Source organism: Bradyrhizobium sp. LB13.1, from assembly GCF_054056815.1.
This window is the reverse complement of record NZ_JBSRYQ010000001.1, coordinates 1159649-1184565: the sequence shown is the minus strand read 5'-3', so window position 1 is coordinate 1184565 and position 24917 is coordinate 1159649. Positions and strand designations below refer to the sequence as shown.

Below are 24917 nucleotides of genomic sequence, written 5' to 3'. Positions count from 1 at the left end.
CATGCACAGTAGCTATAAGGTTGATTCCGCTGGGTTTTCGGATCGGGTCTTTGACCCCGACCTGAGCCCCTCCATATGCACATTGACGCATATGCACCAACACGCATAAAGTCAAGTCAATAGGTCGAGATCTCGAACGGGAGCTGGCGCAATGGCACTGGGCGACGCGATCCTCGCATGCCTGACGGAACGTCCGATGACGGGCTACGAGCTTGCCAAGACATTCGACTCCTCGATCGGCTTCTTCTGGAAGGCCGACCACCAGCAAATCTACCGCGAGCTCTCCAAGCTGCGCGACCGCGGCTACATCCAGGGCCGCGAGGTCGTGCAAACAGGCAAACCCAATAAACTGATCTATACGCTGACTCCCGAGGGCCGAACAGCGCTGCGGCACTGGGCCGCGCGGCCAAGCACGCCGCCCTCGATCAAGGACGACCTCCTGGTGCGGCTGCATGCGCTCGACAGCATCGACATCGAGCCCCTGCGCGCCGATCTGATGGCCCGGCTGGAGCACCATCGCGACCGGCGCGAGAATTACGAGCGGATCCTCAAGAAGCGATTTCCGGAAGGCGCGGCGTCGGGCGTGCTCGACCTCGGTAATTTGCTCCTGCTTCAGCTCGGTGCCCGGCACGAACAGATGGTGGCCAATTTCTGCGAAGAGGCGCTCGAGGCCCTGTCGGCCACGAGCGGCAAGGGCACCGTGGTGCCGCTGGAGGAAGGCAAGCGCGAGGGCAAGGACTAGACCGGCTTCGAGGGAGGGAGCGCACCTGCTCCTTGGGCTGGTAGGCCCCGCCCAACTTTAAGATCCCGTCAACGAGTTCCTTAACCCGTTATTTACCGTAACAGACAAAAGTCGGTTTTCGAGGCAGACGACCCGCGCCAAATCCGATTGTCTTTGCAACCGGCACGCGAGGGAAGACTGGAGGCGCCGGGTGGGGCGCCGGAGTCGGAACCGGGCAGAGTCATGAATTCGCGCGTATCGTGGAGTGTTGACGGAATCGATCCGTCGGTCAGGGAGCGGGCCGAAGCTGCTGCGCATCGCGCCGGCATGTCACTCAACGATTGGCTGAACTCCACGCTCGGCGAAACTGCTCCGCCAAACTTTCGCGGACCTTACGACCAGCGTCCGCAATCTCCGACCGTTCCGAGCCAGGCACCGAGTCAGGAAAGCCGCGAAGTCGCCGACATCCATCAGCGGCTCGACGCCATCACCCAGCAGATCGAGCGGATCTCGAAGCCCGCGCCGCGCCAGGACCCTTCACGCCAGGACTCTTCACGGCAGGACTCTTCGCGACCGGACGTCTCGCGCGAGCAGGGCGTGGCACGGCAGCTCAACGATGCGATCTCGCGCCTCGATGCGCGGCTGTCGCAAATCTCAAAGCCGCAGCAGCCTCAACCGCAGCAGCCACAGGCCCCGCGCCCCGCTCCCGTCGACAGCCGCCAGCGCCAGGCCGATGCGGTCGAGCGCGCTGCAGCGCAGGTCTATCGCAACTCACCACCCCTGAGCCCCGCTTCGTTCGATGTTGCCGTCGCCGAGATCACCGCACGCCAGAGCGAGCTCGACGGCTTTGCGCCGCGGCAGATGCCGCCGCGCGCCGCGCCCTCGATCGCGCCTGCGGCAGCTCCTTTCGCGCCCCCGATGGCGCCGCCCGCGCCTGCCTACGCTCCGCCGCCACCGCAGCCGGGGCCGGATTTCTCCGCGCTCGAGCGCCATCTGCTCAAGATCACGAGCCAGATCGAATCGCTGCAGCGCCCCGACAATACCGAGCAGGCGATCAACACGTTCCGCAGCGAACTTGCGGAGATCCGCAACGCCATCACCGAGGCGATGCCGCGCCGCGCGATCGAATCGATCGAGAACGAGATTCGCTCGCTGCATCGGCGCATCGACGAGACGCGTTCCAACGGCACCGACGGGCAGGTCCTGTCCGGCATCGAGCACGCGCTGTCCGAGATCAAGCAGGTGCTGCGCACGCTGACGCCGGCCGAGCAGCTCACCGGCTATGACGAGGCGATCCGCAATCTCGGCGCCAAGCTCGATCTGATCCTGCGCGCCAATGACGATCCCTCGACGGTCCGCCAGCTCGAAGGCGCGATCTCGGCGCTGCGCGGCATCGTCTCCAACGTCGCCTCCAACGAAGCGCTGGCACGGCTCTCGGACGACGTGCAGCTGCTGTCGTCCAAGGTCGACCAGGTCACCCGCTCGTCCGGCTCCGGCGATAGCTTTGCGGTGCTGGAGCAGCGCATCGCGGCGCTCACCGCCGCGCTGGAAACGCGCGAGCGGCCTCAGCCGTCCGAAAGCAGCGAGCATCTGGAAGATGCGATCCGCGCGCTGTCGGACCGTTTCGACCGCATGCAGGTCGGCAACGATTCGGCTTCGACCTTCGCTCATCTCGAACAGCGGGTCTCGTATCTGCTGGAGCGGATCGAGACCGCCTCCGATCCGCGCAACGGCAATTTGAGCCGCGTCGAGGACGGGTTGCACGACATCCTGCGGCACCTGGAACGGCAGCAAGCGACCTATTCCGCGCTGGCCGAGAGCCGCAGCTCCGCGCCGGCCGAATCCGGAATGGTCGATATCGTCAAGCGCGAGCTCTCCGACATCCGCTTCAGCCAGGCCGAGACCAACCGCAGCACCCAGGATTCGCTGGAGGCCGTCCACAACGCACTCGGCCACGTCGTCGATCGTCTCTCGATGATCGAGGGCGATCTGCGCAATGTGCGCACCGCGCCGCCGGCCGCGGCGCCGATGCCGATGCCGATGCCGATGGCCGCTCCGATGGAGCCCGCGCCGATGGCGCGCGAGCCGCGGCCGCAGCAACAACCGCCGAAATACGATCCGAAGCCGGAACTGCCCAATCCCGCCGCCGCGCAAGCTGCCTTCGTCGCCGCGCCGCGCGAATTCCACGCCGCTGCACCGGCCGCGCCGCCGCCGATGCCGATCGCGCCGCCCGTTCCGCCCCGCGCGATCAGCGAAATCCTCGAGCCGCATACGGTGCCCACGCGGGCCGCGCTTGCGCCCGAATTGCCGCCGGATCATCCGCTCGAGCCGGGCACCCGGCCGGGTGCACGCGTCGCCACGCCGTCGGAGCGCATTGCCGCGTCGGAAAGCGCAATCAGCGAAATCCCGGCCGCGCCGAAGGAGCCGGTGTCGTCGTCGAGCTTCATCGCGGCCGCGCGCCGCGCTGCCCAGGCCGCCGCCGCACAGCCGGAAAAGCCGGCCCGCGGCGCCAAGGCAGGGGCCGATCGGTCCAAGGACAAGGGCAAGGACAACGGTAAGGACGGCGGCTCGACCATCACCTCGAAAATCCGCTCGCTGCTGGTCGGCGCGAGCGTGGTCGTGATCGTGCTCGGCACCTTCAAGATGGCGATGAACCTGCTCGATGGCGGCAGCTCGGCGCCGTCGCCGCAGGCAATGGAGAATTCGTCGAGCGCACCCGCGCCGCAGGCGGCGCCGCCAGTCGAGAACAAGCCCGCCACGCCCGAGCAGGTCACGCCCTCGATGACCTCGCCGACCCCGATCGGGCGCCAATCCCAGAACAATGCCGCGCCGGCTCCCGCCGGCAATTCGGCCTCGGTTGAAATTCCGCCGGTGCCCGCCGTAGCCCCGCCGCCTGTCACCAGCGACGTCACCGGCGCGCTGTCGGGCACGAGCCGCGCGAAACTCGCGATGATCCAGGTGCCGCCGAGTGAAAAACTGCCTGACGGCATCGGCGGCCCGAGCTTGCGTACCGCGGCGATGAAGGGCGATGCGAACGCGGCCTACGAGCTCGGCGTGCGCTTTGCCGAAGGCAAGGGCGTGGCCGCGAATTACGACGAAGCCGCCAAATGGTACGACCGCGCGGCGCAGGCCGGCGTGGTGCCGGCGACCTTCCGCCTCGGCACGCTCTACGAGAAGGGCCTCGGCGTGAAGAAGGACGCCGACATCGCCCGCCGCTACTACACCCAGGCTGCCGAGCGCGGCAACGCCAAGGCGATGCACAATCTCGCAGTGCTCGACGCCGATGGCGGGGGACATGGCGCCAATTACAAGAGCGCGGCGCAGTGGTTTCGCAAAGCCGCCGATCGCGGCGTCGCCGACAGCCAGTTCAACCTCGCCATCCTCTATGCCCGCGGCATCGGTGTCGAACAGAACCTCGCCGAATCCTACAAATGGTTCACCCTCGCGGCCGCCCAGGGTGACGCGGATGCCGCCGGCAAGCGCGACGATGTCGCCAAGCGGCTCGACCCGCAATCGCTCGCTGCCGCCAAGCTCGCAATTCAGACGTTCAGCGCCGAGCCGCAACCTGATGATGCCGTCAATGTCGCGACACCGGCCGGCGGCTGGGACAGCGCGCCACAGGCAGCCGCAAAACCCGCGCCGAAGCCGGTCGCGAGCAAGCGCTCGGCGTCAGCGGTGCGTTGAAGCGAATTAGCATTAGATTGAACCAAGCGGGCCACTGGCTCGGTGCATCTCTCCCGCTTGCGGGAGAGGTCGGCGCGTAGCGCCAGGTGAGGGCTCTGTCCTCTTGGGGAGACTTACTGCGGAGACACCCCCTCCCCGACCCTCCCCCGCAAGCGGGAGAGGGAGCGCACTTTCTCCGCAGCAATCAAGTCTCATTTGCCTCGCGCGCTAGCCGCGCCCATTCACCACGCCCAAAATTCCTGATCACTCCCGCCGGCGAATTCGGCTATTGAGGGACGCGGCAATCGATCCGTTTTCGCCGGAGCGTGGTCCTTCGATGCAGCTCTATCTCCCGATCGCCGATCTTCCGGTCAACGTCTTCCTGGTGCTGGCGATGGGCGCGGCGGTCGGCTTCGTCTCCGGCATGTTCGGGATCGGCGGCGGCTTTCTGATGACGCCGCTGCTGATCTTCATCGGCATCACGCCGGCGGTCGCGGTCGCTTCCGTCGCGAGCCACATCGCGGCCTCGTCCTTTTCCGGAGCCCTCGCCTATTGGCGGCGGCGCGCAATCGACCCGGCGCTGGCGAGCGTCCTGTTATGCGGCGGCGTGACCGGGACGGCGCTCGGCGTGTGGACCTTCACGCAACTGCGCGCGCTCGGGCAACTCGATCTGATGATCGCACTGTCTTACGTCGTGCTGCTCACCACCGTCGGCAGCCTGATGTTCTCCGAAGGCCTGCGCGCCCTGCTACGGACCCGGCGCGGCGCGGTGCCGCCACGGCGCACGCATAACTGGATCCACGGGCTGCCGCTGAAGATGCGGTTCAAGCGCTCCAAGATCTACCTTTCGGTGATTCCGGTCGTGATCGTCGGCATCGTGATCGGCTTCATCGGCGCCATCATGGGCATCGGCGGCGGCTTCATCCTGGTGCCGATCATGATCTATCTGCTGCGGGTGCCGACCTCGACGGTGATCGGCACGTCGATGATCCTGACGCTGGTCACGATGCTGTTTGCGACCTTGCTGCACGCGGCGACCAATCACCTCGTCGACGCGGTGCTGGCGCTGATCCTGATGGTCGGCGGCGTCACCGGTGCGCAGTTCGGCGCCCGCGCCGGCCAGAAGATCCGCGGCGAGCAGCTGCGGCTGCTGCTCGGACTGCTAATCCTCTCGGTCGGTGTTCGCTTCGCCATCGAGCTGGTGATCCGGCCCGAGGACCTCTTCACCATCCGCGAGCTGGGGGTGAACGGATGATGCGCGCAGCTCTCGCAGTCCTGCTTGTCCTGCTGCTCGGCTCCGCCGCACGCGCCGAGCGGCTGATCGTGTCGGTCTCCAACCATCGTGTCACGGTGACGCCGAACTATTCCGGCGAGGAGCTGGTGTTGTTCGGCTCGGTCGAGAAGGACGCCACCACGCCCGCCGACCGCAAGAGCTACGATCTCGTCGTCACCGTGATGGGCCCGCGCGCCGATATGGTGACGCGGCGCAAGGAGCGCACCTTCGGGATCTGGATCAACACCGACTACCGTCAGTTCCTGGAGGTGCCGAGTTATCTCGCGCTGTTCGCCAACCGCTCGTTCGAGGCGATCACCTCGCCCGAGGTCGCGCGGCGACAGCAGATCGGGCTCAACAACGTGCGGCTGACCCAACGCGTCAGCGGCGACTACGCCGACGTGGTGCCGAACGACGCGTTCCGCTCGGCCTTCATTCGCCTGCGCACCGAGCGCGGGCTCTATCGCGAGGATCCGAGCGCGGTGACGTTCCTGACACCGACGCTGTTCCGCACCGGCATTCCACTGCCGGCGGAGGTGCCGATCGGCACCTACCAGGTCGAGATCAAGTTGTTTGCCGACGGCGCGTTCGTCGGCAAGACAGAGACCGCGTTCGAGATCGTCAAGGTCGGCTTCGAGCAGTTCGTCGCCACCACCGCGCGGCAGAACGGGCTGATCTACGGCCTCATCACCGCCGCGATGGCGCTGATGACGGGCTGGATGGCCTCGATCGTATTTCGGAAGGATTGACTGCATTCTCCGTCATTGCGAGCGCAGCGAAGCAATCCAGGCTGCCGCCGCGGAGGGATTCTGGATTGCTTTGCTTCGCTCGCAATGACGGCTGTGGTGCTAGCTACGGCGCCTGCACCACCGTCGGCACGCCGGGCTCCAGCAATCGCAACCGCGTCCCGAAGCCGAGCGCGTCGAAGGTCTTGCGCAGATCCTCGCTGTTCTGGCGGAAATGAGCCCAGCCCTCCGTATGCACCGGCACGATCATCGCATCGGGGAAGGCGCGCGCGGACTCGATGGTGTCGTTGGTGTCCATGGTGAGATGGAACGGCCCGCGCGTTTGCGCAGCGCCCGCGAAAGGCATCACCACGCCGCACTTGAATCGGCGTGCGACCTCGGCGACGCCATCGAACCAGGTGGTATCGCCGCTGATATAGACTGAGGTTGTGTCGGTCCGGCTCGACGACACCACGAAGCCGATGACGTCGCCTGACAGCGGCTCGATGCCGGCCGGGCCGTGACGCGCCGGGGTCGCGGTGATCGTCAGCGAATTGCCGTCACGATCTTTCAGATGCGTCGTGCCCCACGGCACCAGGCCTTCGACATGCAGGCCTTCGAATTGGCCACCGAGGCGCTTGGCGCCGGCTTCTGTGGTCAGGACGCGCTTTGCGTGCTTGAGATACTCGCGGCCGGAATTGTCGAGATTGTCCGAATGCTGGTCGTGGCTGAGCAGGACCGCATCGATCGGGCCGATTGCATCGGCCTTGAGCGCAGGGCCGATTGTCTTCTCCAGCTTCACATGCGGCAGCTGATAGGCGGTATTTGCGTCGTCGAAAGTCGGATCGGTGAGCAAGCGGAAGCCGTCGATCTCGATCAGCGCGGTGGGACCGCCGATCAGGGTAATGGAAATGGGCATAAGAACTCCTCCTACGACACAGGCTTCGCGGCAGGCCGCGTCACCAGATAGATCCCGAGCGCCACTGGAATGATTCCGAGCAGATCGCGGGCCTCGACATGCTCGGCGAGCACGAGATACGCGAACAACATGCCGAGCGGCGGCATCAGGAAATGATAAGCGCTGGCAGCCGTTGCGCCACACACTTTCAGGAGATGAAACCAGAGCCAGTAGGCGAGGATCGAGCCGCCGAGCACGAGGAAGGCGAAAGCGCCGATCAGGCCCGGCGTAAAGTCGATGGCATGAACGTCGGCGAAGGTCAGCGCGACCGGCGTCAGCACGATCCCGGCGGCAAGATTCTGCACGCCATTGCCGATCCACAACGAGCCCCTCGGCGCGAGCAGCTTGAACAGGATCGTGCCGGCGACGATGGAGGCGAGCGAGGCCAGCGTGAACATGATGCCGTGCAGTGAGTCAGTGCCGACCGACAGCCGATGCCAGACGATCAAGGTCACGCCGACGATGCCGAGCAGGAGGCCGCTCGCCTTGCGCCACGTCATGCCTTCGCCGAGCAGGAGCGCGGCGAGCGCCGCCGTGAACACCGGATTGGCCGACACGATCAGGCCGCCGAGGCCAGCCGAAACCGATTGCAGTCCGGTGTAGCCGAGGCCGAGATAGAGCGCGTTGTTGGCGATGCCGAGCACTGCGAAAATGGCGGCATCGCGCCAGGACAGCGACCAGTCGTCGCCGCGGATCAGCGTGGCGCCAAGGATCAAGATGCCGGCGAGCGAGAAGCGCGCGGCGAGCAGGATCAGCGGCGGGCAATGGGTCACGCCGATCTTGCCGGCGACGAAGGCGTAGCTCCAGAGCAGGCAGAACAGGCCGATAGCGAAGGGCAGCGTGTTGAAACGGCTGCGCGGGACGGCAAGCGAGGGGGCGAGCGACATGTGGAATCTCCTGAGCCCTCGATCTAGGAACCCGGCTTGTCATTTGGAAATTAAATGATTAACTACCCCTCAGTTGATTTTCGAATGGAGACATCCATGCTCGATCTGGAGCTCCTGCGCAGCTTCGTCTCGGTGGTCGATTCCGGCGGCTTCACCCGCGCCGGGGAGCGCGTCCACCGCACGCAATCGACCGTCAGCCAGCAGATCAAGCGGCTGGAGGAGGATGTCGGCCAGGTGCTGCTGCACCGCGACGGCAAGGACGTGCGTCCGACCGAGGCCGGCGAGCGGTTGCTGTCCTACGCGCGGCGGCTGTTATCGCTCGCCGAGGAGGCGCGCGACGTGCTGAGCCAGCCCGACGGCGAAGGCGCGATCCGGCTCGGCATCCCCGAGGATTTTGCGGCATATCGGCTGGCGAAACTGCTTGGCGCATTTTCGCGCTCGCGTCCGGGCCTGCGGCTCGATGTGCGCGCCGACCAGAGCAAGAACCTGTCGCGCGACCTCGATCGCGGCGAACTGGATCTGGCGCTGTTCAAGCGCGAGGCCGGTGCGAAGGGCGCAATTGCGGTGTGGCCGGAGCAGGTGCACTGGGTCACGAGCAAGAGCCATCCTATCCATGCCGACGTCGCCTCGGTGCCGTTGATCGGCTTTCCGCTCGGCTGCCTTTACCGCGCCGGCGCCATCCACGCGCTGGAAAGCGCGGGCCGCATCTGGCACATGTCCTACACCTCATCGAGCCTCGCCGGCATCCAGGCCGCCGTCGCCGCCGGCATGGGGCTGAGCATCCTGTCGGAGATGGCGATCCAGTCCGACCACCGCGTGCTGACGGCGAAGGATGGTTTTGCGCCGATCAACCGGACCGAAATGGCGCTGATGGCCGCGCCCGGCGCCAGTCCAGCGACGCTACGGCTGGCGGATCGTCTTGCGGAGTTTTGCGATGACGTGCAGGCGAAGGCGGCTTAGCTGCACCGTGACGCCGCGATCGCGTGGACGCGGCGATCGCCGAGCAGGTGCGCGACAAAACCGTTCCTTGGAAAGATTTTTGCGAACGCGGCATCGCGGATGCTGAGGCCGCCGGCATAGGCGCCGAAGGCGGGCATCACGGCGCGCATCCCGTCGGACGCGAAGCAGCGGCGCTCCATCGAGCGGCCGCGCGCGGAGACACGGGCCTTGGGATGCAGATGGCCGGCGATCTCGCCGCACGCGCCGGTCGGCTCATGGCGGAAGGTGATCGGGCCGATCGCGACTTCGTCGGCGACGGTGCCGCCGAGATCATGCGGCAGCGCCGGATCGTGATTGCCTGAGATCCAGATCCAGTCGCGGCCGGCCTGCAAGGCGGCGACCGCGTCGCGATCGTCCGCCGACAGCCGTCCATGTGCAGTGCGATCATGAAAACTGTCGCCGAGCGCGATGACGATTCGGGGATTATGGCGGGAGATGACAGCAGCGAGCCGGCCGAGCGTCGCGATGGTGTCGTAAGGCGGCAGCAGCACGCCGCGCATGGCGAAGCTGGAACCTTTTTCCAGATGCAGATCGGAGACGACGAGCATGCGCTGCTCTTCCCAGAACAGTGCGCCGGAAAGATCGGCATGCAGCGACACGCCTGCGACCTCGACGCTGCGCGTCGTCGTCACCGAAAATGCCGCTTGCTCCGTCATGGCCGGGCTCGTCCCGGCCATCCACGTTCTTGCCGCAGAGACAAAGACGTGGATGCCCGGGCCAAGCCCGGGCATGACGGTGTGGATGAAGTTGCGCCCCGAAAATACATTCTTGCTGACTGTCTACGACATCGCCTCTTTGACGAGCTCGTCGGCGGCCTCCGCCAAGAGCTCGTCTCCAGCTTCGCCATAAACTGACTCGCGGCCGATTTCCAGCATCACGGGGACGGCGAGCGGAGAGACACGGTCGAGTTCCCGATGTGTGATGCGGCCCTGTATGCGGGTGAGCATATCGCTGAGACGGCGCAGATCGAGCAAGCCAGTGGCGGCATCCGCTCGCGCGGCGCGCAACAGCACGTGATCGGCCTGGTGTTTTCGCAGGACGTCGTAAACGAGATCGGTCGAGAACAGCACCTGGCGGCGGCTCTTCTCCTCGCCGGTATGCCGGCGCGCGATCAGGCCGGAGATGATCGCGCAATTGCGGAACGTACGTTTCATAAGAGCGGATTCGGCGAGCCATGCTTCGAGGTCGTCGCCGAGCATGTCGGGATCGAACAGCGCGTCAAGGTCGATCCTGCCGTCCCGGATCATGAAGGACATGTCGCCGAGCGCCCAGACCGCGATCGCATATTCGTTGGCGACGAAGCCGAGCGGCCGCGCGCGGGCCCGCTCCAGCCGGCGCGTCAAGAGCATGCCGAGCGTCTGATGCGCGAGACGGCCTTCGAACGGGTAGCAGACGATGTAATGCTTGTTGGCGCGGGGAAAACTCTCGACCAACAGCTCGCGTACCGCCGGTACGCGGGAGACGTCCTTTTGCAGTGACAGCCAGTCGCGCACCTGCTCCGGCAACGCGCCCCACGCGCGCGCGTCATCGAGCAGGCGACGCACGCGTTCGGCAAGATAGGTCGAGAGCGGAAACTTGCCGCCCATATAGGACGGCACTTTCGGGTCCTTGTCGTTGGCGCGCGAGACGTAGACCTGGTCCTCGACCAGGGTCTCGTAGCGCACCACCTCGCCGCTGAACACGAAAGTGTCGCCCGGACTGAGGCCCTCGATGAAGGCTTCCTCGATCTCGCCGAGCAACCTGCCGCCGCGGGCGATCACGCCCGTTGACCCGCCTGCTTTTCCCTGGCCGCCGCCGCGCGATCGCACCAGCCGCACCTTCAGCATGTCGTCCTCGACGATGGTGCCGACATTCATCCGGTAGCTCTGCCGCACCTTTGGATTGGCGACGCGCCAGCGACCCTGCTTGTCCTGCTTGATGCGCGCGAAGCGCTCGTAGGTTTTCAGCGCGTAGCCGCCGGAGGCGACGAAATCGACGACGTCGTCGAAATCCTGCCGCGTGAGATCGGCGTAGGGCGCCGCGGTGCGCACTTCGTCGTAGAGTTCGTCGGAGAGAAACGGCTCGCCGCAGGCGCAGCCGAGCACGTGCTGGGCCAGCACGTCGAGCGCACCGGTGCGCAGCGGCGGCGTGTCCTGTGCATTCTCGGCGATGGCGTCAATGGCGACGCGGCACTCCAGCACCTCGAAGCGGTTCGCCGGCACCAGCACCGCGCGCGAGGCTTCATCAAGGCGGTGGTTGGCGCGGCCGATGCGCTGCATCAGGCGCGAGGCCCCCTTCGGCGCGCCGATATTGACGACGAGATCGACGTCGCCCCAGTCGACGCCGAGGTCGAGCGAGGAGGTGCAGACCACGCCGCGCAATTTTCCCGCCGACATCGCATCCTCGACCTTGCGGCGCTGCGCGACATCGAGCGAGCCGTGATGCAGGGCGATTGCAAGGTTGTCATCGTTCATGCTCCAGAGATTCTGGAACAGCATCTCGGCCTGGCTGCGGGTGTTGACGAAGACCAGCGTGGTCTTGTTCGCCTTGATCAGCTCGTAGATCTCGGGAAGCGCATGGCGCGCACTGTGACCGGCCCAGGGCAGACGTTCGCGCGTATCCATCATCTCGACCAGCGGCGGCGCCGCGCCGCCGGCGATGACGATCTCGGCCGCCGCTTCCTTGCCGCCGGGCTGCGGCACCAGGAAGCGCGCCAGCGATTCCGGCTCGGCCACCGTCGCCGACAGGCCGATCGCCCGCATCTGCGGCGCCAATCGCCACAACCGCGCGAGCCCAAGCGAGAGAAGATCACCGCGCTTGGAGGTCACCAGCGCATGCAGCTCGTCGAGCACGATGCGCTTCAGCGAGGAGAACAGGAACGGCGCGTCGTCGGAGGAGAGCAGCAGCGCGAGCTGTTCGGGCGTCGTCAGCAGAATGTCCGGCGGATAGCGCCGCTGCCGCTGGCGCCGCGACGTCGGCGTGTCGCCGGTGCGGGTCTCGATCTTGATCGGCAGCGCCATCTCGGCGACCGGCCGCTCCAGATTGCGTGCGATGTCGATCGCGAGTGCTTTGAGCGGGGAGATGTAGAGGGTGTGCAGGCCGCCGCTGCGTTGCAGGGTGCGGCCGGTGGAGACCACCGATTTCGCCGAAGCTTTGGGCGCAGCACTCAGCTCCACCAGCGTCGGTAAAAATCCCGCCAGCGTCTTGCCGGCGCCGGTCGGTGCGATCAGCAGTGCGGACCGGTCCTCGCGCGCCTTCTCCAGCAGCGCCAATTGATGCGCGCGCGGCGACCAGCCGCGGGCTGCGAACCACGCCTGGAAGTGGTCGGGCAACAGCGCGGCCGGCTCGGCCGGAGATTTGAGGATACGAGGCGGCACGGCATCACAGGTAAGCCGTGGGGGTGGGTTCGTCGAGGGGTGGGTGGGCAGGATGCGCCTACAGGCGTCATGGCCGGGCTTGTCCCGGCCATCCACGTTCTTACCACACGGAAGCGAAGACGTGGATGCCCGGGGACAAGCCCGGGCATGACGAGTGTGGAGCTACCGCCGATTCAACGCTCCGCGCATTCGCGGAGACCCCCTACTCCGTCACCGGCTTGTCGGACACGGCCCAATCCTTGCCGTTGAAGGTCGAGATATAGAGCGTCTTCATCGGTGTGTAGTCGCCGGGCGTGTAGTTGTAATTGACGCCGTCGAGGAAGAACGGCGAGTGGAAGCCGTTGAGGTTCGCGGCCTGCTTGAGCACGCTTTCGCGCGTGAGCTCATCGCCGCAGCGGCGCAGAATCTCGCCCATGGTCACCGCCTGGCCGTAACCGGCATAGGCGATGGTGTTGTCGGGATCGACGCTCGGCAGGTAATTCTTGCGCAGCGTTTCGAACGCGATCACATCTTTATCGTTCTCCCAGGGGCCGGGGCCGGCATCCTTGGAATAACGGATCGCGACGATGCCGGTGGCGTTCTCCAGCCCCGCGGCATTGAGGATCGAGCGGCCGGTGGATCCGGCCGACAGCAGCTGCAGCGGCTTCCAGCCGAGCTCGGCGACCTTGCGGATCGACTGCGACGACGCCTTGCCGGTGGAGATGTTGTAGAAGACGTCGGCGCCCGACTTCGAGAGATTGATGAGCTGGGAATCGACGGTCGGATCGGTGAGATCGTAGGTCTGCTCCATGATCACCTTTGCGGTGCCGCCGGAGTCTTCCAAGACTTTCTTGAAGGGCCCGAGGAAGTCGCGGCCAAAATCGTCGTTCTGGTAGAGGATGCCGACCTTGGCATTCGGCTTCACGCTGAGGACGTGCCGCGCCAGGATGCGCGCTTCCGTCGGATAGAGCGGCAGGCCCGCCATCGTCCATTTGAACTCTTTCGGATTGTTCCACTTGGAGGCGCCAGTGTTGAGCAAAAGCTGCGGCACGCCCTTTGAGTTCAGATATTTGTGCACGGCCGTCTGCGGCGCGGTACCGAGCGAGCCGTAGAGCGCCAGCACCTCCTCCTGCTCGACCAGGCGCCGCGTCGCCTCGACACATTTCGGTGCGCTGTAGGCATCGTCCATGGTCAGGAATTTGACCTTGCGTCCGTTGATGCCGCCTTTCTCGTTCAGCATCTGGAAATAGGCCTCGCCGATCCGCCCGAGCACGCCGTAGAGCGAGCCGGGGCCGGAATGCGGCACGGTCTGCCCGATCTTGATCTCGGTGTCGCTGGCACCGGCATCGTATTTCTTCTCCGCGGCCCAGACGTAGGGCGCGGGCAAGGTGGATGCCGCGATGGTCGCAAGCGCGGCGGCGCTGAAATCGCGCCGCGATGGATTCCTGGTCATTGTTTTGTTTCTCCCTTGGCGCGCGCATTGTGCTGGCATCGCCGCACGGCTCGCAAGCGGGAAGTCACAGCTTTGCGACGCAATGACGTTCAAAGCGTCGCGTATAGCGCCTAGACTCAAGTTTTCTCGGCGACCACGACAAGGCCGCGCACCGGCTCGTTGTTCTCGATGCGTGGCGAGGCCGGCTCCAGGGTGAGGAGCTTGAGGCCGGCCTTCGCCAGCACATCGCGCGCATATTCCGCCGAATGGGCATAGCGCAGGCCTTCGCCGAGAACGATGCCGCTGCCGTCATGCGTCTCCAGCGTGAAGGCGAGCACGCCACCGGGCGCGAGCACGCGCCTGGCTTCGCTGAGCACCGGCGCGAGATCGGGCAGATAGACGAACGCATCGGCAGCGACGACGAGGTTTGCACTCGCGTCACTCTTGGCGCGCAGGCCTTCGATCATGTCGGCGACTTCGAGCTCGGCATAGAGGGCGGTGGCTCGCGCCTCCTTGATCATGCCGGGCGACAGATCGATGCCGATGAAATGATCGACCTGCTTTGCGAAGGCCGCGGCCGCCAGCCCCGTACCGCATCCGAGATCGATGGCGCGCTTGAACAGGGCGGGCTTCTTCGCGGCGACGCGGGCAGCCACCACTGCCTTGAAGATCAGCGACGGTGCGCGATAGTCGAGATCGTTGATCAGGACATGCTCGAAGCGCGGCGCGTACTGATCGAACAAGGCCTGCACGTAGGCCTTTGGCATCTCGGACAATTGCGCGGCGCCGAGGCGTATCAGATGCAGGTGGGCGCCATGCTGATCGCTCGCATCGCACTCGCGCGATTTTCGAAAGGCCGCAATGGCCTTGTCGCGCTCACCGAGCTGCACGCGGATTTCGCCGAGCGTGAACCAGGCCGAGGTGAAATTCGGCGCAAGCTCGATCGTCTGCTCGAGCAGGTCGGCGGCGGCAGGCAGATCGCCCTTGAGCTGGAGGTCGCGCGCGAATTCGAAGCGGCGGTCGGCCATGAGATCGCCGGAGGTCAGGAACAGGCGCAGGGGCATTGGGGGAACCAGAAAGCGAAGCGGGCGGGTGACTCGAACAGGCGGTGGCGCAACCTATATAACAGGCATGCGTCCGCAAGACATCCTGCTGCCCGTCGCGAGCGGCCTGTGCTGCAAGCCCGGCGGCTTCCACATCGACCCCATCCGGCCGGTCGAACGCGCCGTGATCACCCACGGCCATTCCGACCATGCCCGCGCGGGCCACGGCGCGGTGCTGGCGACGCAGGAAACGCTGGACATGATGCGGCTGCGCTATGGCGAGAATTTTGCCGGCTCGACGCAGGCGATCCGCTATGGCGAGGAGATCCGGCTCGGCGATATCAGGGTGAAATTCCATCCGGCCGGCCACGTGCTGGGCTCGGCGCAGATTGCGGTCACCTGCAAGGACACCTGCATCGTCGCCTCCGGCGACTACAAGGACGCGCCCGACCCGACCTGCACGCCGTTCGAGCTGGTTGCCTGCGACGTCTTCATCACCGAGGCGACGTTCGGGCTGCCGGTGTTTCGCCATGGCGACGCCGCCGACGAGGTGAAGAAGCTGCTGGCGTCGGTGGCGCTGTTTCCGGAGCGCGCGCATCTCGTCGGCGCCTATTCGCTCGGCAAGGCGCAACGCGTGATCGCGCTGCTGCGCCAAGCGGGCTACGACGCGCCGATCTATCTGCATGGCGCGATGGATAACATCACGCATTACTATCAGAGCCGCGGGATCGCGCTCGGCGAGTTGCGGCCGGTGAAGGGCGTGAAAAAGGCGGCGCTTGCCGGCACGATCACGCTGGCGCCGCCTTCGGCGACCTCGGATATCTGGACGCGGCGGTTTCCCGATCCGGTCACGGCATTCGCCTCGGGGTGGATGCGGGTGCGCGCTCGCGCGCGGCAGCGTGGCATCGAGCTGCCGCTGGTGATTTCGGATCACGCCGATTGGGGCGGCCTCACCGCCACGATCGCCGCAACCGGCGCCGGCGAGATCTGGGTCACGCATGGTCAGGAAGATGCGCTGGTGCATTGGTGCCAAAGCAAAGGCTTGCGGGCAAAGCCGCTCGATCTCGTCGGCTATGGCGACGAGGAGGAGACCGAGACACCGCTCGCTGACGAGGCCGAAGCATGAACCGCTTCGCCGAACTTCTCGACCGCCTCGCCTACGAGCCCGGGCGCAACAACAAGCTGCGGCTGATCACCGGCTATTTTCGCGAGGTCGCCGATCCCGACCGCGGCTATGCACTGGCCGCGCTGACCGGCGCGCTCAGCTTCAAGCACGCCAAGCCCGCGCTGATCCGCGACCTGATCGCGTCGCGCACCGATCCGGTGCTGTTCGGGCTGTCCTACGACTATGTCGGCGACCTCTCGGAGACGGTGGCGCTGATGTGGCCGAAAGCGGCGATTGCCGCCCACAACAATCCACCGCCCCCGACCCTGACCGAGGTCGTCACCACGCTGCGCACGCTCGGCAAGACCGAGCTGCCAAAGCAGCTCGAGCGCTGGCTCGACGAGCTGGATGAGACCGGCCGCTGGGCGCTGCTGAAGCTCGTTACCGGCGCTCTGCGCATCGGCATCTCCGCACGCCTGGCAAAGACCGCGGCTGCCGCGCTCAGCGACAAGGACCCGCATGAGGTCGAGCTGATGTGGCCCGGTCTCGCGCCGCCCTATCTCGACCTGTTTGCCTGGCTGGAAGGCCGCGGCGACAAGCCGGTCAACCGCGATCCCGCGCCGTTCCGCCCCGTGATGCTGGCGCATGCGATCGAGGACACCGATTTCGCACCACTGGATCCGGCCGATTACATCGCCGAATGGAAATGGGACGGCATCCGCGTTCAGGCAGTCGCCGGCCGAGACGAGCACGGCCACATCACCGCGCGGCTCTATTCGCGCACCGGCGAGGACATCACGGGCAGCTTTCCGGACCTCGTGCCCGCGCTGCGCCTGCCGGGCGCCATCGACGGCGAGCTTCTGGTCCTGCGCGAAGGACGGGTGCAGAGCTTTAACGTTCTGCAGCAGCGGCTCAACCGCAAGGTTGTGTCTCCGAAGCTGATCAAGGAATTTCCGATTCATCTGCGCGCCTACGATCTGCTCGGCGACGACGAGAACGATCTGCGCGAGTTGCCGTTCGCGGAGCGGCGCGAGCGGCTTGAGACATTCATCGGGAAGCTCGGCGATCCCCGCATCGATCTCTCGCCCACCGTCCCGTTTGCGAGCTGGGAGGCGCTCACCGCCGCACGCGCCGATCCCGCCGGCGCCGGTGCCGGGGACGACGCGGACGCCGTCGAAGGCGTGATGCTGAAGCGGCGCGATGCGCCCTATTTGCCGGGACGGCCGAAGGGCCAATGGTGGAAGTGGAAGCGCGACCCGCACATCATCGACGCCGTGCTGATGTATGCGCAGCGCGGTCACGGCAAGCGCTCGTCCTATTATTCCGACTACACCTTTGGCGTCTGGACCGCAGGCGCGGGCGGCGACGAGCTGGTGCCGGTCGGAAAGGCCTATTTCGGCTTCACCGACGAGGAGCTGTTGCAGATCGACCGCTTCGTGCGTCGTCATACCACCGAAAAATTCGGCCCCGTCCGCCACGTCGTGCACGAGGGCGACAAGGGGCTGGTGCTGGAGGTTGCCTTCGAGGGGCTGCAGCGCTCGCCGCGGCACAAATCCGGCGTCGCGATGCGCTTTCCCCGCATCAGCCGCCTGCGCTGGGACAAGCCGCCGCGGGAGGCCGATCGGCTGGAAACGCTGGAAAAGATGCTGAAAGCGGAGGCGGCAGAGGTTGATGCGTGAGGGGAGACGGAGATCGGCCCGAGCGCCACCAAGAAGGCAGCGCGCCCCCTCGCCCGCTTGCGGGAGAGGGTTGGGGTGAGAGTAGCTCCGCAGTGGGATTCCCCAAGAGGCGAGAGCCCTCACCCGCGCCTTCGGCGCGACCTCTCCCGCAAGCGGGAGAGGTTGCAGCGAGCCTGCGGCACGATCATCCCACAACCAAGGCGAACCCGCCCGCCCGAATTAAAATCCCGTAAGCCGATTGACGCGTCGTTGCGGGTTCCCCATGTCCCCCGCCGTGCCCTATGATACGGTCGAATCCGCCCAAGGAGTTTGAGATGGCTCACGACGTCAGAGATTTGCCGGCCGGCCGCACGGATGGCCTGAACCGCTTTCTCGGCGGCTCGCCGCTGGCGGTCGCGTTTCGCCTGGTCCTGCTCTCGATCCTCGTCGGCGTCGTGCTGGCGGCGATCGGTTTCGATCCCTGGAATATCATCACCAGCATTCGTCTCTTGTTCCAGCGCTTGTGGGATCTCGGCTTCGACACCGTGAACTGGCTGTGGCGCTACTTCCTGCTCGGCGCCGTCATCGTGATCCCGATCTGGCTGCTGATGCGCGTTTTCGGCACGCCGCGCAGATAAGGACTTGGGGAGCCAGCAGCCAATGCAATTGCGCTTTGTCGGCTGCGGCGACGCCTTCGGATCCGGCGGCAGGCTCAACACCTGCTTCCACGTCTCGGGGCGCGAAGCCAACTTCCTGATCGATTGCGGCGCGTCGGCTCTGCCGGCGCTGAAGCGACTCGATATCGACCGCAATGATATCGATCTCATCCTGATCACGCATTTCCACGGCGACCATTTTGCCGGGCTGCCGTTTGTCCTGCTCGACGCGCAATTCTCGCGGCGGACGCGGCCGCTCACGATCGCCGGCCCCAAAGGCATCGAGACGCGGCTGCGTGCGGTGATGGAGGCTCTGTTCGAGCACTCATCGAAGACGAAACAGCGCTTCGAGCTGTCCGTCGTCGAGCTCGCGCCCGAGCAGAGCCGAAGCTTCGGCGCGGTGACGGTGACGCCCTACCCCGTCGTGCACGGCGAATCCGGCGGTCCCTTCCTCGCCTATCGCGTCGAGGCCGAGGGCGGCACGCTGGCCTACAGCGCCGATACCGAATGGACCGAGACGCTCATTCCGCTGGCGCATGGCGCGGACCTTTTCATCGCCGAAGCCTATATGTACGAGAAGGTGGTCAAGAATCACCTGAGCCTGAAGACCTTGGAACAGCATCTGCCGGATATCGGCGCAAAACGCCTCGTCCTCACCCATATGAGCGAGGACGTGCTGTCGCGCCTCGACGACATCGCCCATCTCGCCGCCGAAGACGGCATGGTGCTCGTGTTCTGACATGCACGCCCCCGTTCACTTAGGGATCGGCTCCCGCCAGGTGTTCGCCATCGCAGGTCCCGCGATGGTCGCGAACCTCACCACGCCGCTGATCGGCGTGGTCTCGACCACCGCGATCGGACGGCTGGACGATGCCGCGCTGCTCGGCGGCGTCGCCATCGCGTCCGTCATCTTCGATTGCCTGTTCTGGCTGTTCGGATTCCTGCGCATGAGCACGCTCGCCTTCACGGCGCAAGCGCTGGGCGCCGGCGAGACGCGCGAGCTGACCGCTATTCTGGTGCGCGGCTTCATCGTGGCCGGCCTGATCGGCGTAGCGCTGATCGTGCTGCAACTGCCACTGGCCGCCGTGCTGTTCAACCTGATGGGCGGCAGCGAAGGCGTCACGCGCGCGGCGAAAACCTACTTCGTAATCCGGATCTGGTCGGCGCCGCTGGCGCTCGCGAACTACGTCATCCTCGGCTGGCTGGTCGGCCAGGCCCGCGCCAATCCGGCGCTCGCGCTCCAGGTCGTCATCAATCTCGTCAACGCGGCGGCGACGATCCTGCTGGTGCTGGTCTACGACACCGGCATCGCGGGTGCTGCGATCGCGGCGCTGCTGTCTGAAGCGGCCGGATTCGGACTCGGCCTGATCGTCTGCCGCCGCTATGCGGACGGTGGGTTCGCGGTGCCATACGCGGCCCTGTTCGATCGGGCCAAGTTGATGCGGCTGCTGGCGGTGAATTCCGACATCCTGATCCGCACCGCAGCGCTGATCGCCGTGTTCCTGTTTTTCACCGCCAAGGGCGCGCGGGCCGGCGACGTCACGCTGGCCGCCAATTCCGTGCTCAACAACTTTCTGCTGGTCAGCGCCTTCTTCCTCGACGGTCTTGCGAACGCAGCCCAGCAGCTTTGCGGCCGCACGCTTGGCGCACGCGACGCCAAGGGATTTACGGATTCGACCCGGCTGGTGCTGCTATGGGGGCTCGGCTTCGCGTTGGTCGTGTCCGCGCTGTTCGCGCTGTTTGGGCCGAGCTTGATCGATTTCATGACGGCGAGCGAAGCCGTCCGTCGTGGCGCGCGGGAATTCCTGCCGTTCGTCGTGCTTGCACCCATTCCCGGCGTGTTCGCCTTCGGCTTCGACGGCATCTATATCGGCGCGACCTGGGCGCGCGAGATGCGCAATCTGATGCTGGCCTCGCTCGCGATCTTCTTCGCCGCATGGTGGGCGCTGCAATCGTTCGGCAATGCCGGACTGTGGAGCGCGCTGATTGCCTCCTACGTCTCGCGCGGCGGCTTGCAGGCCGCGCGCTATCCGGCGCAATTCAGGAGGACGTTTCCGAAGACGTAGCCCGCTTGGCTACGTCCCCGGCCAGTCTTCCGCCGTCAGCGTCGCGGCGTCGGCGCCGACGATCTCGGAGAGAGAATCCCTCCCGGTGCGCAAGAGCGTCGAGGTGAGGTCGCGCTTGATCTCGTCGACGAGGCCGAGGCCCTTGTAGATCAGCGACGAATAGAGCTGGATCAGGCTCGCGCCGGCGCGGATTTTCGTCAGCGCGGCGCCGCCCGAATCGACACCACCGACACCGATCAAGGGGAATGCGCCCTCGACCCGCACATAGGTCTCCGCGACCATCCGCGTCGACAGCCGGAACAGCGGCCGGCCGGACAGCCCGCCCTGCTCCTTTGCGCGCATCTCCTCGCGCAACGTGCTCGGCCGCGCGATCGTGGTGTTCGACACGATCATGCCGTCAACCCGGCGCGAGCGCGCGACCTGCACGACGTCGTCGAGCTGGACGAGGCTGAGGTCCGGCGCGATCTTGAGCAGCACCGGCGTGTCGCCGGCCTTCTGGCGCACCCGCTCGCGCGCGTCGATCACCCTGGCGAGGAGATCGTCGAGCAGCGCGCCTTCCTGCAAATTGCGCAGGCCTGGCGTGTTCGGCGAAGAGACGTTGACGGTGAAATAGCTCGCCACCGGCGCAAAAGTCTCGATCAGCTTGACGTAATCATTGACGCGGTCCGGCGAGTCCTTGTTGGCGCCGACATTGACGCCGACGATACCGCCATGCTGCGCGCGCGCCGCGAGCCGGCGTAACGCGACTTCCGCGCCGTCATTGTTGAAGCCCATGCGGTTGATGACGGCCTCGTCGCGCTCCAGACGAAACAGCCGCGGCCGCGGATTGCCGCTCTGCGGTTTCGGCGTCACCGAGCCGATCTCGACGAAGCCGAAACCGAGCCGCAGCAGCGCATCCGGCACTTCGGCGCTCTTGTCAAAGCCCGCAGCCATGCCGATGGGATTGGAAAAGTTGAGCCCGAAAGCGCGCACCGCGAGCTTGGGATCGTCAGCGCGCGGTTTGACCGGCGGCAGGAAACGCAGGCCCTGGATGGCGAGGCGATGGGCATCCTCCGGATCGAGCCAGCGCAACACCGGCAGCGAGAAAAGCGTCGAAAGCGCGGATCACGGGGCAAGCTCCGGGACGTCATGGCCGCCATCGGAGCGCGTGTTGAGGTTGATCACCGCGATCACCGCGCCGAAATCGAGCTCGCCATAAAGATGCGGAAACAGCTCCTCATTGCGCGATCGCTCCCAGCGCAATTCGCTGCCGAGCGCATCGCCGTCAACCTCGACCAGGAACAGCGCGCGCTGCCCGAAATAATGCTTGCGCAAGGTCTCGGGAACCTGGGCCGCGGTGGAGAAATGGATGAATCCGTCGCGCGCATCGTCCGCGCTGCCGCGGTAGACACCCTGCCGTTCCGCCTCGCGCCAGGCCGAGGCCGGACAGATTTTGTAGATCTTGACCACCGCTTACGGAGCCTTTTGAGTTGCTTGGGTTTTTTCGTCTCTTGCGGGTCTTAAAACCCGGGCGCGACCGTAATGGCGCCCCCGTCCGAACTCAAGAGTTAGAGCCATTTCGGGTCCGATGAAATCGAACCGGGACTCTAAATTCTTGTTTGACGCGTTTTCTTTGCGCGAACCGGCATCCACTTCGCTTGAAAACGCTTTCCCGCCCCCTTGCGCAAGAAACGGAAAACCGGTTGATTTGAGGATAGTTTTCCTGAGTTGCGACGGGCTGGACCTTCCATGGTCAGGCAGGCCAAAGCGCAGAGGATGCTCACTCACGACCAGATCTGGGTCGCACTGGATCGGCTGGCCGAGCGTGCCGGCTTGTCACCGTCCGGCCTTGCCAAGCGCGCCGGGCTCGACCCCACCACCTTCAACAAGTCCAAGCGCGTCACCGCCGACGGCCGCGAGCGCTGGCCCTCGACCGAATCGATCGCGAAAGCGCTGGCGGCGGCGGATTCGTCGATCGATATTTTTGCCAGGCTGGTCGACGACGAGGCCGGCGACGGCCACTCGGTACCGCTGCTCGGCTTCGCGCTGGCGGGCGCGAGCGGCGCCTTCGACGAGTCCGGCTTTCCCATCGGCAAGGGCTGGACCGAATTTGCGCTTCCCACCGCCGAGGACAACCGCAGCTTCGCGCTGCACATTTCCGGCGAAGCGCTGCAGCCCGCCTATCGCGACGGCGACGTCATCCTGGTCTCACCCGGCGCGCCGATCCGCAAAGGCGATCGCGTGGTGGTGAAGACAAGAGCGGGCGAGGTCACGGTGGCGACGCTGAAGCGCCGCACGGCAAAGGCTCTGGAGTTGCAGCCGCTCGATGCCTCACAGGCCGAGCGCACGATCGCGGCGAGCGACGTGGCGTGGATCGCAAGGATCGTATGGGCAAGCCAGTGAGGGAGCGTTATGCGCCGCACACTCGGCGTCGTCCTGGCGAAAGCCAGGACCCATTACCCCAGGGAGCAGTAGTCACGAGAGGTGGTCACTCCGAATCCCCGTAACCACATCCGACGGTGGTTATGGGTCCTGGCTTTCGCCAGGACGACATTGTGGAGAGATCACGCAAACAACAAATTGGACACCCTCACGCACTCCGCGCCAGCGCGCCGTCGATCATGTTCATCGCGTTCTGCACGCCATACACCGCGACAAAGGAGCCGAAGCGCGGGCCCTTTTCCTGGCCGAGCAGCACCTGGTAGAGCATGTTGAACCAGTCGAGTGTCACGCCCGGACGACCGTCCTTGCCCTTCTTGACCTGGTCGAGGAACGGCTCGCGGCGGCCGATCTCGTAGACGACGTTCTGGATGTCCTCCGGCGTTGCGTCCTGGGAAAGCTGCGATAGCGCGTCGCGCAAATCCTGGAGCGCTGCGCGCTCCGTCTCGGTCGGTTCGCGGAACGTCTTCGTCGGCGCCACGAAGTCGCGATAATAGTTGATGGCATAGCCGACCATCGCATCGAGCTTGGGATGCGTCTGCGGCGACACGCCCGGACGATAACGGCCGATAAAACCCCACAGCGTCTCGGCATTCTCCGCGTTCGACGACGACACCAGCGTCAGCAAGAGCTGGAACGTGACGGGCATATCGAACTTCGGCGGGTTGCCCACTGTGGACATGCCAGACCGGATTGCCGAGCTGCTGCTTGGCGTCCTGCTTGGCAAAGCCGTCGATGAACTGCTGATAGTCGTCGACGTTGCGCGGGATGACGTCGAAATACAGCCGCTTGGCCGCCTTCGGCTCGCGATACATGAACAGCGACAGCGATTCCGGCGAGGCGTAGCGCAGCCATTCGTCGATGGTCAGACCGTTGCCCTTCGACTTCGATATCTTCTGGCCCTTGTCGTCGAGGAAGAGCTCGTAGTTGAAGCCTTCCGGCGGCGTGGCGCCGAGCGCCCTCGCGATCGCGCCGGAGAGTTTTACGGAGTCGATCAGGTCCTTGCCGGCCATCTCGTAATCGACGCCGAGCGCGACCCAGCGCATCGCCCAATCGGCCTTCCATTGGCACTTGACGTTGCCGCCGGTCACGGGCGTCTCGACTTCCTGGCTGGTGTCGGGGTCGACATAGGTCACCGTGCCGGCAGCGACGTCGCGGCGGATCATCGGCACCTGCAGCACGACACCGCTGGTCTTGCTGATCGGGAGAAACGGCGAATAGGTCGCGCGGCGGTCAGGTCCGAGCGTCGGCAGGATGATCGCCATCACCTTGTCGTAGGCCACCAGCATCTTGAGCAGCGTCGCGTCGAAACGGCCGGACGTATAGTACTCGGTCGAGCTCGCGAATTCGTAGTCGAAGCCGAAATGATCGAGGAAGGCGCGCAGCCGCGCATTGTTGTGGTGCCCGAACGACGGGTACTCGTTGGAGAACGGATCCGGCACGCGCGTCAGCGGCTTGCCGAGATGCGCGGCCAGCATCTCCTTGTTGGGGACGTTGTCGGGCACTTTCCGAAACCCGTCCATGTCGTCGGAGAACGCGAGCAGGCGCGTCTTGATCTTGTTTTCGGTCAGCACATGGAAGGCGTGCCGCACCATCGATGTGCGCGCGACCTCGCCGAAGGTGCCGATATGCGGCAGGCCGGACGGGCCGTAGCCGGTTTCGAACAGCACCTCGTCCTTCGGACTTTTCTTCAGCCGCGTGACAATGGCCTTCGCCTGCTCGAACGGCCAGGCGTTGGATTGTTCGGCGAGCGCACGCAGATCGCTCGGGTTTGCGGCAAGATCGATAACGGACATCTAGGAGCCTCCGGGCCGCGGAAAATAGCGATTTCCGGGCAGAATGCAATTTTGCGAGACCCTCACCCTGAGGAGCGCGCTCTTCGCGCGCGTCTCGAAGGGCGAGGCCACCAGCGGGGCGTTCATCCTTCGAGACGCTTGCTGCGCAAGCTCCTCAGGATGAGGAATTGGTAACGGCGCGT

Annotated in this window: 18 protein-coding genes and 2 pseudogenes; 11 read left to right on the top strand and 9 right to left on the bottom strand. The window is 65.6% G+C overall.

Going from position 1 to position 24917, the window contains the following annotated elements:
* Positions 1 to 151 precede the first annotated feature (151 nt).
* The 4 genes from ACVWYI_RS05535 to ACVWYI_RS05520 all read left to right on the top strand — a co-directional run bounded on the left by ACVWYI_RS05535 (position 152) and on the right by ACVWYI_RS05520 (position 6406).
* Positions 152 to 742, top strand: a complete 591-nt coding sequence (locus ACVWYI_RS05535; protein WP_456661447.1) for a PadR family transcriptional regulator — start codon at positions 152 to 154, stop codon at positions 740 to 742.
* Positions 743 to 964: 222 nt separating this feature from the next.
* Complete coding sequence (locus tag ACVWYI_RS05530; protein WP_456661446.1) at positions 965 to 4405, top strand: hypothetical protein; 3441 nt, start codon at positions 965 to 967, stop codon at positions 4403 to 4405.
* Positions 4406 to 4721: 316 nt separating this feature from the next.
* Positions 4722 to 5639 carry a sulfite exporter TauE/SafE family protein gene (locus ACVWYI_RS05525; protein ID WP_456661445.1) on the top strand — a complete coding sequence of 306 codons (918 nt, stop codon included), beginning with the start codon at positions 4722 to 4724 and terminating at the stop codon, positions 5637 to 5639.
* A complete protein-coding gene (locus tag ACVWYI_RS05520) occupies positions 5636 to 6406 on the top strand; it encodes a TIGR02186 family protein (protein ID WP_456661444.1) in 771 nt (256 codons plus the stop codon). Before ACVWYI_RS05525 ends, ACVWYI_RS05520 begins: the two co-directional genes overlap by 4 nt.
* Positions 6407 to 6509: 103 nt before the next feature.
* Here ACVWYI_RS05520 and ACVWYI_RS05515 read toward each other — a convergent pair whose 3' ends face one another.
* A complete protein-coding gene (locus ACVWYI_RS05515; RefSeq protein ID WP_456661443.1) occupies positions 6510 to 7301 on the bottom strand; it encodes an MBL fold metallo-hydrolase in 792 nt (263 codons plus the stop codon).
* A gap of 11 nt (positions 7302 to 7312) precedes the next feature.
* Positions 7313 to 8227 carry a DMT family transporter gene (locus tag ACVWYI_RS05510; protein ID WP_456661442.1) on the bottom strand — a complete coding sequence of 305 codons (915 nt, stop codon included), beginning with the start codon at positions 8225 to 8227 and terminating at the stop codon, positions 7313 to 7315.
* A 96-nt stretch (positions 8228 to 8323) separates the two neighbouring features.
* Here ACVWYI_RS05510 and ACVWYI_RS05505 point away from each other — a divergent pair, with 96 nt between their 5' ends.
* Complete coding sequence (locus ACVWYI_RS05505) at positions 8324 to 9187, top strand: LysR family transcriptional regulator (RefSeq protein ID WP_456651753.1); 864 nt, start codon at positions 8324 to 8326, stop codon at positions 9185 to 9187.
* On the opposite strand, the gene pdeM is transcribed toward ACVWYI_RS05505, so the two are convergent.
* The 4 genes from pdeM to ACVWYI_RS05485 form a co-directional block, all read right to left on the bottom strand.
* Positions 9184 to 9882 carry a ligase-associated DNA damage response endonuclease PdeM gene (pdeM, locus tag ACVWYI_RS05500; protein WP_456661441.1) on the bottom strand — a complete coding sequence of 233 codons (699 nt, stop codon included), beginning with the start codon at positions 9880 to 9882 and terminating at the stop codon, positions 9184 to 9186. The two genes, ACVWYI_RS05505 and pdeM, sit on opposite strands and share 4 nt — an antisense overlap.
* A gap of 123 nt (positions 9883 to 10005) precedes the next feature.
* Positions 10006 to 12582, bottom strand: coding sequence for a ligase-associated DNA damage response DEXH box helicase (locus ACVWYI_RS05495; RefSeq protein ID WP_456661440.1), 2577 nt, complete (start codon positions 12580 to 12582; stop codon positions 10006 to 10008).
* 202 nt (positions 12583 to 12784) lie between these two features.
* Positions 12785 to 14014, bottom strand: a complete 1230-nt coding sequence (locus ACVWYI_RS05490; RefSeq protein WP_354053307.1) for an ABC transporter substrate-binding protein — start codon at positions 14012 to 14014, stop codon at positions 12785 to 12787.
* Positions 14015 to 14130: 116 nt separating this feature from the next.
* The gene (locus ACVWYI_RS05485) at positions 14131 to 15057 is read right to left on the bottom strand and encodes a methyltransferase domain-containing protein (protein ID WP_456661439.1); all 927 of its coding nucleotides are present in this window, start codon (positions 15055 to 15057) and stop codon (positions 14131 to 14133) included.
* Between the two features lie 67 nt (positions 15058 to 15124).
* Here ACVWYI_RS05485 and ACVWYI_RS05480 point away from each other — a divergent pair, with 67 nt between their 5' ends.
* The 5 genes from ACVWYI_RS05480 to ACVWYI_RS05460 all read left to right on the top strand — a co-directional run bounded on the left by ACVWYI_RS05480 (position 15125) and on the right by ACVWYI_RS05460 (position 20521).
* Positions 15125 to 16162: a ligase-associated DNA damage response exonuclease gene (locus ACVWYI_RS05480; RefSeq protein WP_456661438.1), complete on the top strand. Its 1038-nt coding sequence runs from the start codon at positions 15125 to 15127 to the stop codon at positions 16160 to 16162.
* Positions 16159 to 17820, top strand: a complete 1662-nt coding sequence (locus ACVWYI_RS05475) for an ATP-dependent DNA ligase (RefSeq protein WP_456661437.1) — start codon at positions 16159 to 16161, stop codon at positions 17818 to 17820. Before ACVWYI_RS05480 ends, ACVWYI_RS05475 begins: the two co-directional genes overlap by 4 nt.
* 314 nt (positions 17821 to 18134) lie before the next feature.
* Complete coding sequence (locus ACVWYI_RS05470) at positions 18135 to 18437, top strand: DUF6460 domain-containing protein (RefSeq protein ID WP_354053125.1); 303 nt, start codon at positions 18135 to 18137, stop codon at positions 18435 to 18437.
* 22 nt (positions 18438 to 18459) lie between these two features.
* Positions 18460 to 19194 carry an MBL fold metallo-hydrolase gene (locus ACVWYI_RS05465; RefSeq protein ID WP_456661436.1) on the top strand — a complete coding sequence of 245 codons (735 nt, stop codon included), beginning with the start codon at positions 18460 to 18462 and terminating at the stop codon, positions 19192 to 19194.
* A 1-nt stretch (position 19195) separates the two neighbouring features.
* A complete protein-coding gene (locus ACVWYI_RS05460; protein ID WP_456661435.1) occupies positions 19196 to 20521 on the top strand; it encodes an MATE family efflux transporter in 1326 nt (441 codons plus the stop codon).
* Between the two features lie 9 nt (positions 20522 to 20530).
* Here the strand turns inward: ACVWYI_RS05460 and ACVWYI_RS05455 are convergent.
* Positions 20531 to 21629 (bottom strand): annotated as a pseudogene (locus tag ACVWYI_RS05455) (quinone-dependent dihydroorotate dehydrogenase).
* On the bottom strand, positions 21626 to 21970 hold the full coding sequence (locus tag ACVWYI_RS05450) for a DUF952 domain-containing protein (protein WP_247338639.1): 345 nt from the start codon (positions 21968 to 21970) through the stop codon (positions 21626 to 21628). The pseudogene ACVWYI_RS05455 and the gene ACVWYI_RS05450 overlap by 4 nt, the downstream one beginning before the upstream one ends.
* A gap of 279 nt (positions 21971 to 22249) precedes the next feature.
* On the opposite strand from ACVWYI_RS05450, the gene ACVWYI_RS05445 reads away from it, so the two are divergent.
* Positions 22250 to 22903: a S24 family peptidase gene (locus ACVWYI_RS05445; protein ID WP_456661434.1), complete on the top strand. Its 654-nt coding sequence runs from the start codon at positions 22250 to 22252 to the stop codon at positions 22901 to 22903.
* A 187-nt stretch (positions 22904 to 23090) separates the two neighbouring features.
* Here the strand turns inward: ACVWYI_RS05445 and ACVWYI_RS05440 are convergent.
* Positions 23091 to 24735: pseudogene (locus tag ACVWYI_RS05440) on the bottom strand (lysine--tRNA ligase).
* Between the last annotated feature and the right edge of the window lie 182 nt (positions 24736 to 24917).

What these genes read in the sequence shown, in the direction of transcription:
- ACVWYI_RS05530 (WP_456661446.1), top strand. Translation starts at nt 965, where the DNA reads ATGAATTCGCGCGTATCGTGGAGTGTTGACGGAATCGATCCGTCGGTC.
- ACVWYI_RS05535 (WP_456661447.1), top strand. Translation starts at nt 152, where the DNA reads ATGGCACTGGGCGACGCGATCCTCGCATGCCTGACGGAACGTCCGATG.
- ACVWYI_RS05505 (WP_456651753.1), top strand. Translation starts at nt 8,324, where the DNA reads ATGCTCGATCTGGAGCTCCTGCGCAGCTTCGTCTCGGTGGTCGATTCC.
- ACVWYI_RS05485 (WP_456661439.1), bottom strand. Translation starts at nt 15,057, where the DNA reads ATGCCCCTGCGCCTGTTCCTGACCTCCGGCGATCTCATGGCCGACCGC.
- ACVWYI_RS05470 (WP_354053125.1), top strand. Translation starts at nt 18,135, where the DNA reads ATGGCTCACGACGTCAGAGATTTGCCGGCCGGCCGCACGGATGGCCTG.
- ACVWYI_RS05510 (WP_456661442.1), bottom strand. Translation starts at nt 8,227, where the DNA reads ATGTCGCTCGCCCCCTCGCTTGCCGTCCCGCGCAGCCGTTTCAACACG.
- ACVWYI_RS05460 (WP_456661435.1), top strand. Translation starts at nt 19,196, where the DNA reads ATGCACGCCCCCGTTCACTTAGGGATCGGCTCCCGCCAGGTGTTCGCC.
- ACVWYI_RS05465 (WP_456661436.1), top strand. Translation starts at nt 18,460, where the DNA reads ATGCAATTGCGCTTTGTCGGCTGCGGCGACGCCTTCGGATCCGGCGGC.
- ACVWYI_RS05445 (WP_456661434.1), top strand. Translation starts at nt 22,250, where the DNA reads ATGGTCAGGCAGGCCAAAGCGCAGAGGATGCTCACTCACGACCAGATC.
- ACVWYI_RS05490 (WP_354053307.1), bottom strand. Translation starts at nt 14,014, where the DNA reads ATGACCAGGAATCCATCGCGGCGCGATTTCAGCGCCGCCGCGCTTGCG.
- ACVWYI_RS05480 (WP_456661438.1), top strand. Translation starts at nt 15,125, where the DNA reads ATGCGTCCGCAAGACATCCTGCTGCCCGTCGCGAGCGGCCTGTGCTGC.
- ACVWYI_RS05525 (WP_456661445.1), top strand. Translation starts at nt 4,722, where the DNA reads ATGCAGCTCTATCTCCCGATCGCCGATCTTCCGGTCAACGTCTTCCTG.
- ACVWYI_RS05520 (WP_456661444.1), top strand. Translation starts at nt 5,636, where the DNA reads ATGATGCGCGCAGCTCTCGCAGTCCTGCTTGTCCTGCTGCTCGGCTCC.
- pdeM (WP_456661441.1), bottom strand. Translation starts at nt 9,882, where the DNA reads ATGACGGAGCAAGCGGCATTTTCGGTGACGACGACGCGCAGCGTCGAG.
- ACVWYI_RS05475 (WP_456661437.1), top strand. Translation starts at nt 16,159, where the DNA reads ATGAACCGCTTCGCCGAACTTCTCGACCGCCTCGCCTACGAGCCCGGG.
- ACVWYI_RS05515 (WP_456661443.1), bottom strand. Translation starts at nt 7,301, where the DNA reads ATGCCCATTTCCATTACCCTGATCGGCGGTCCCACCGCGCTGATCGAG.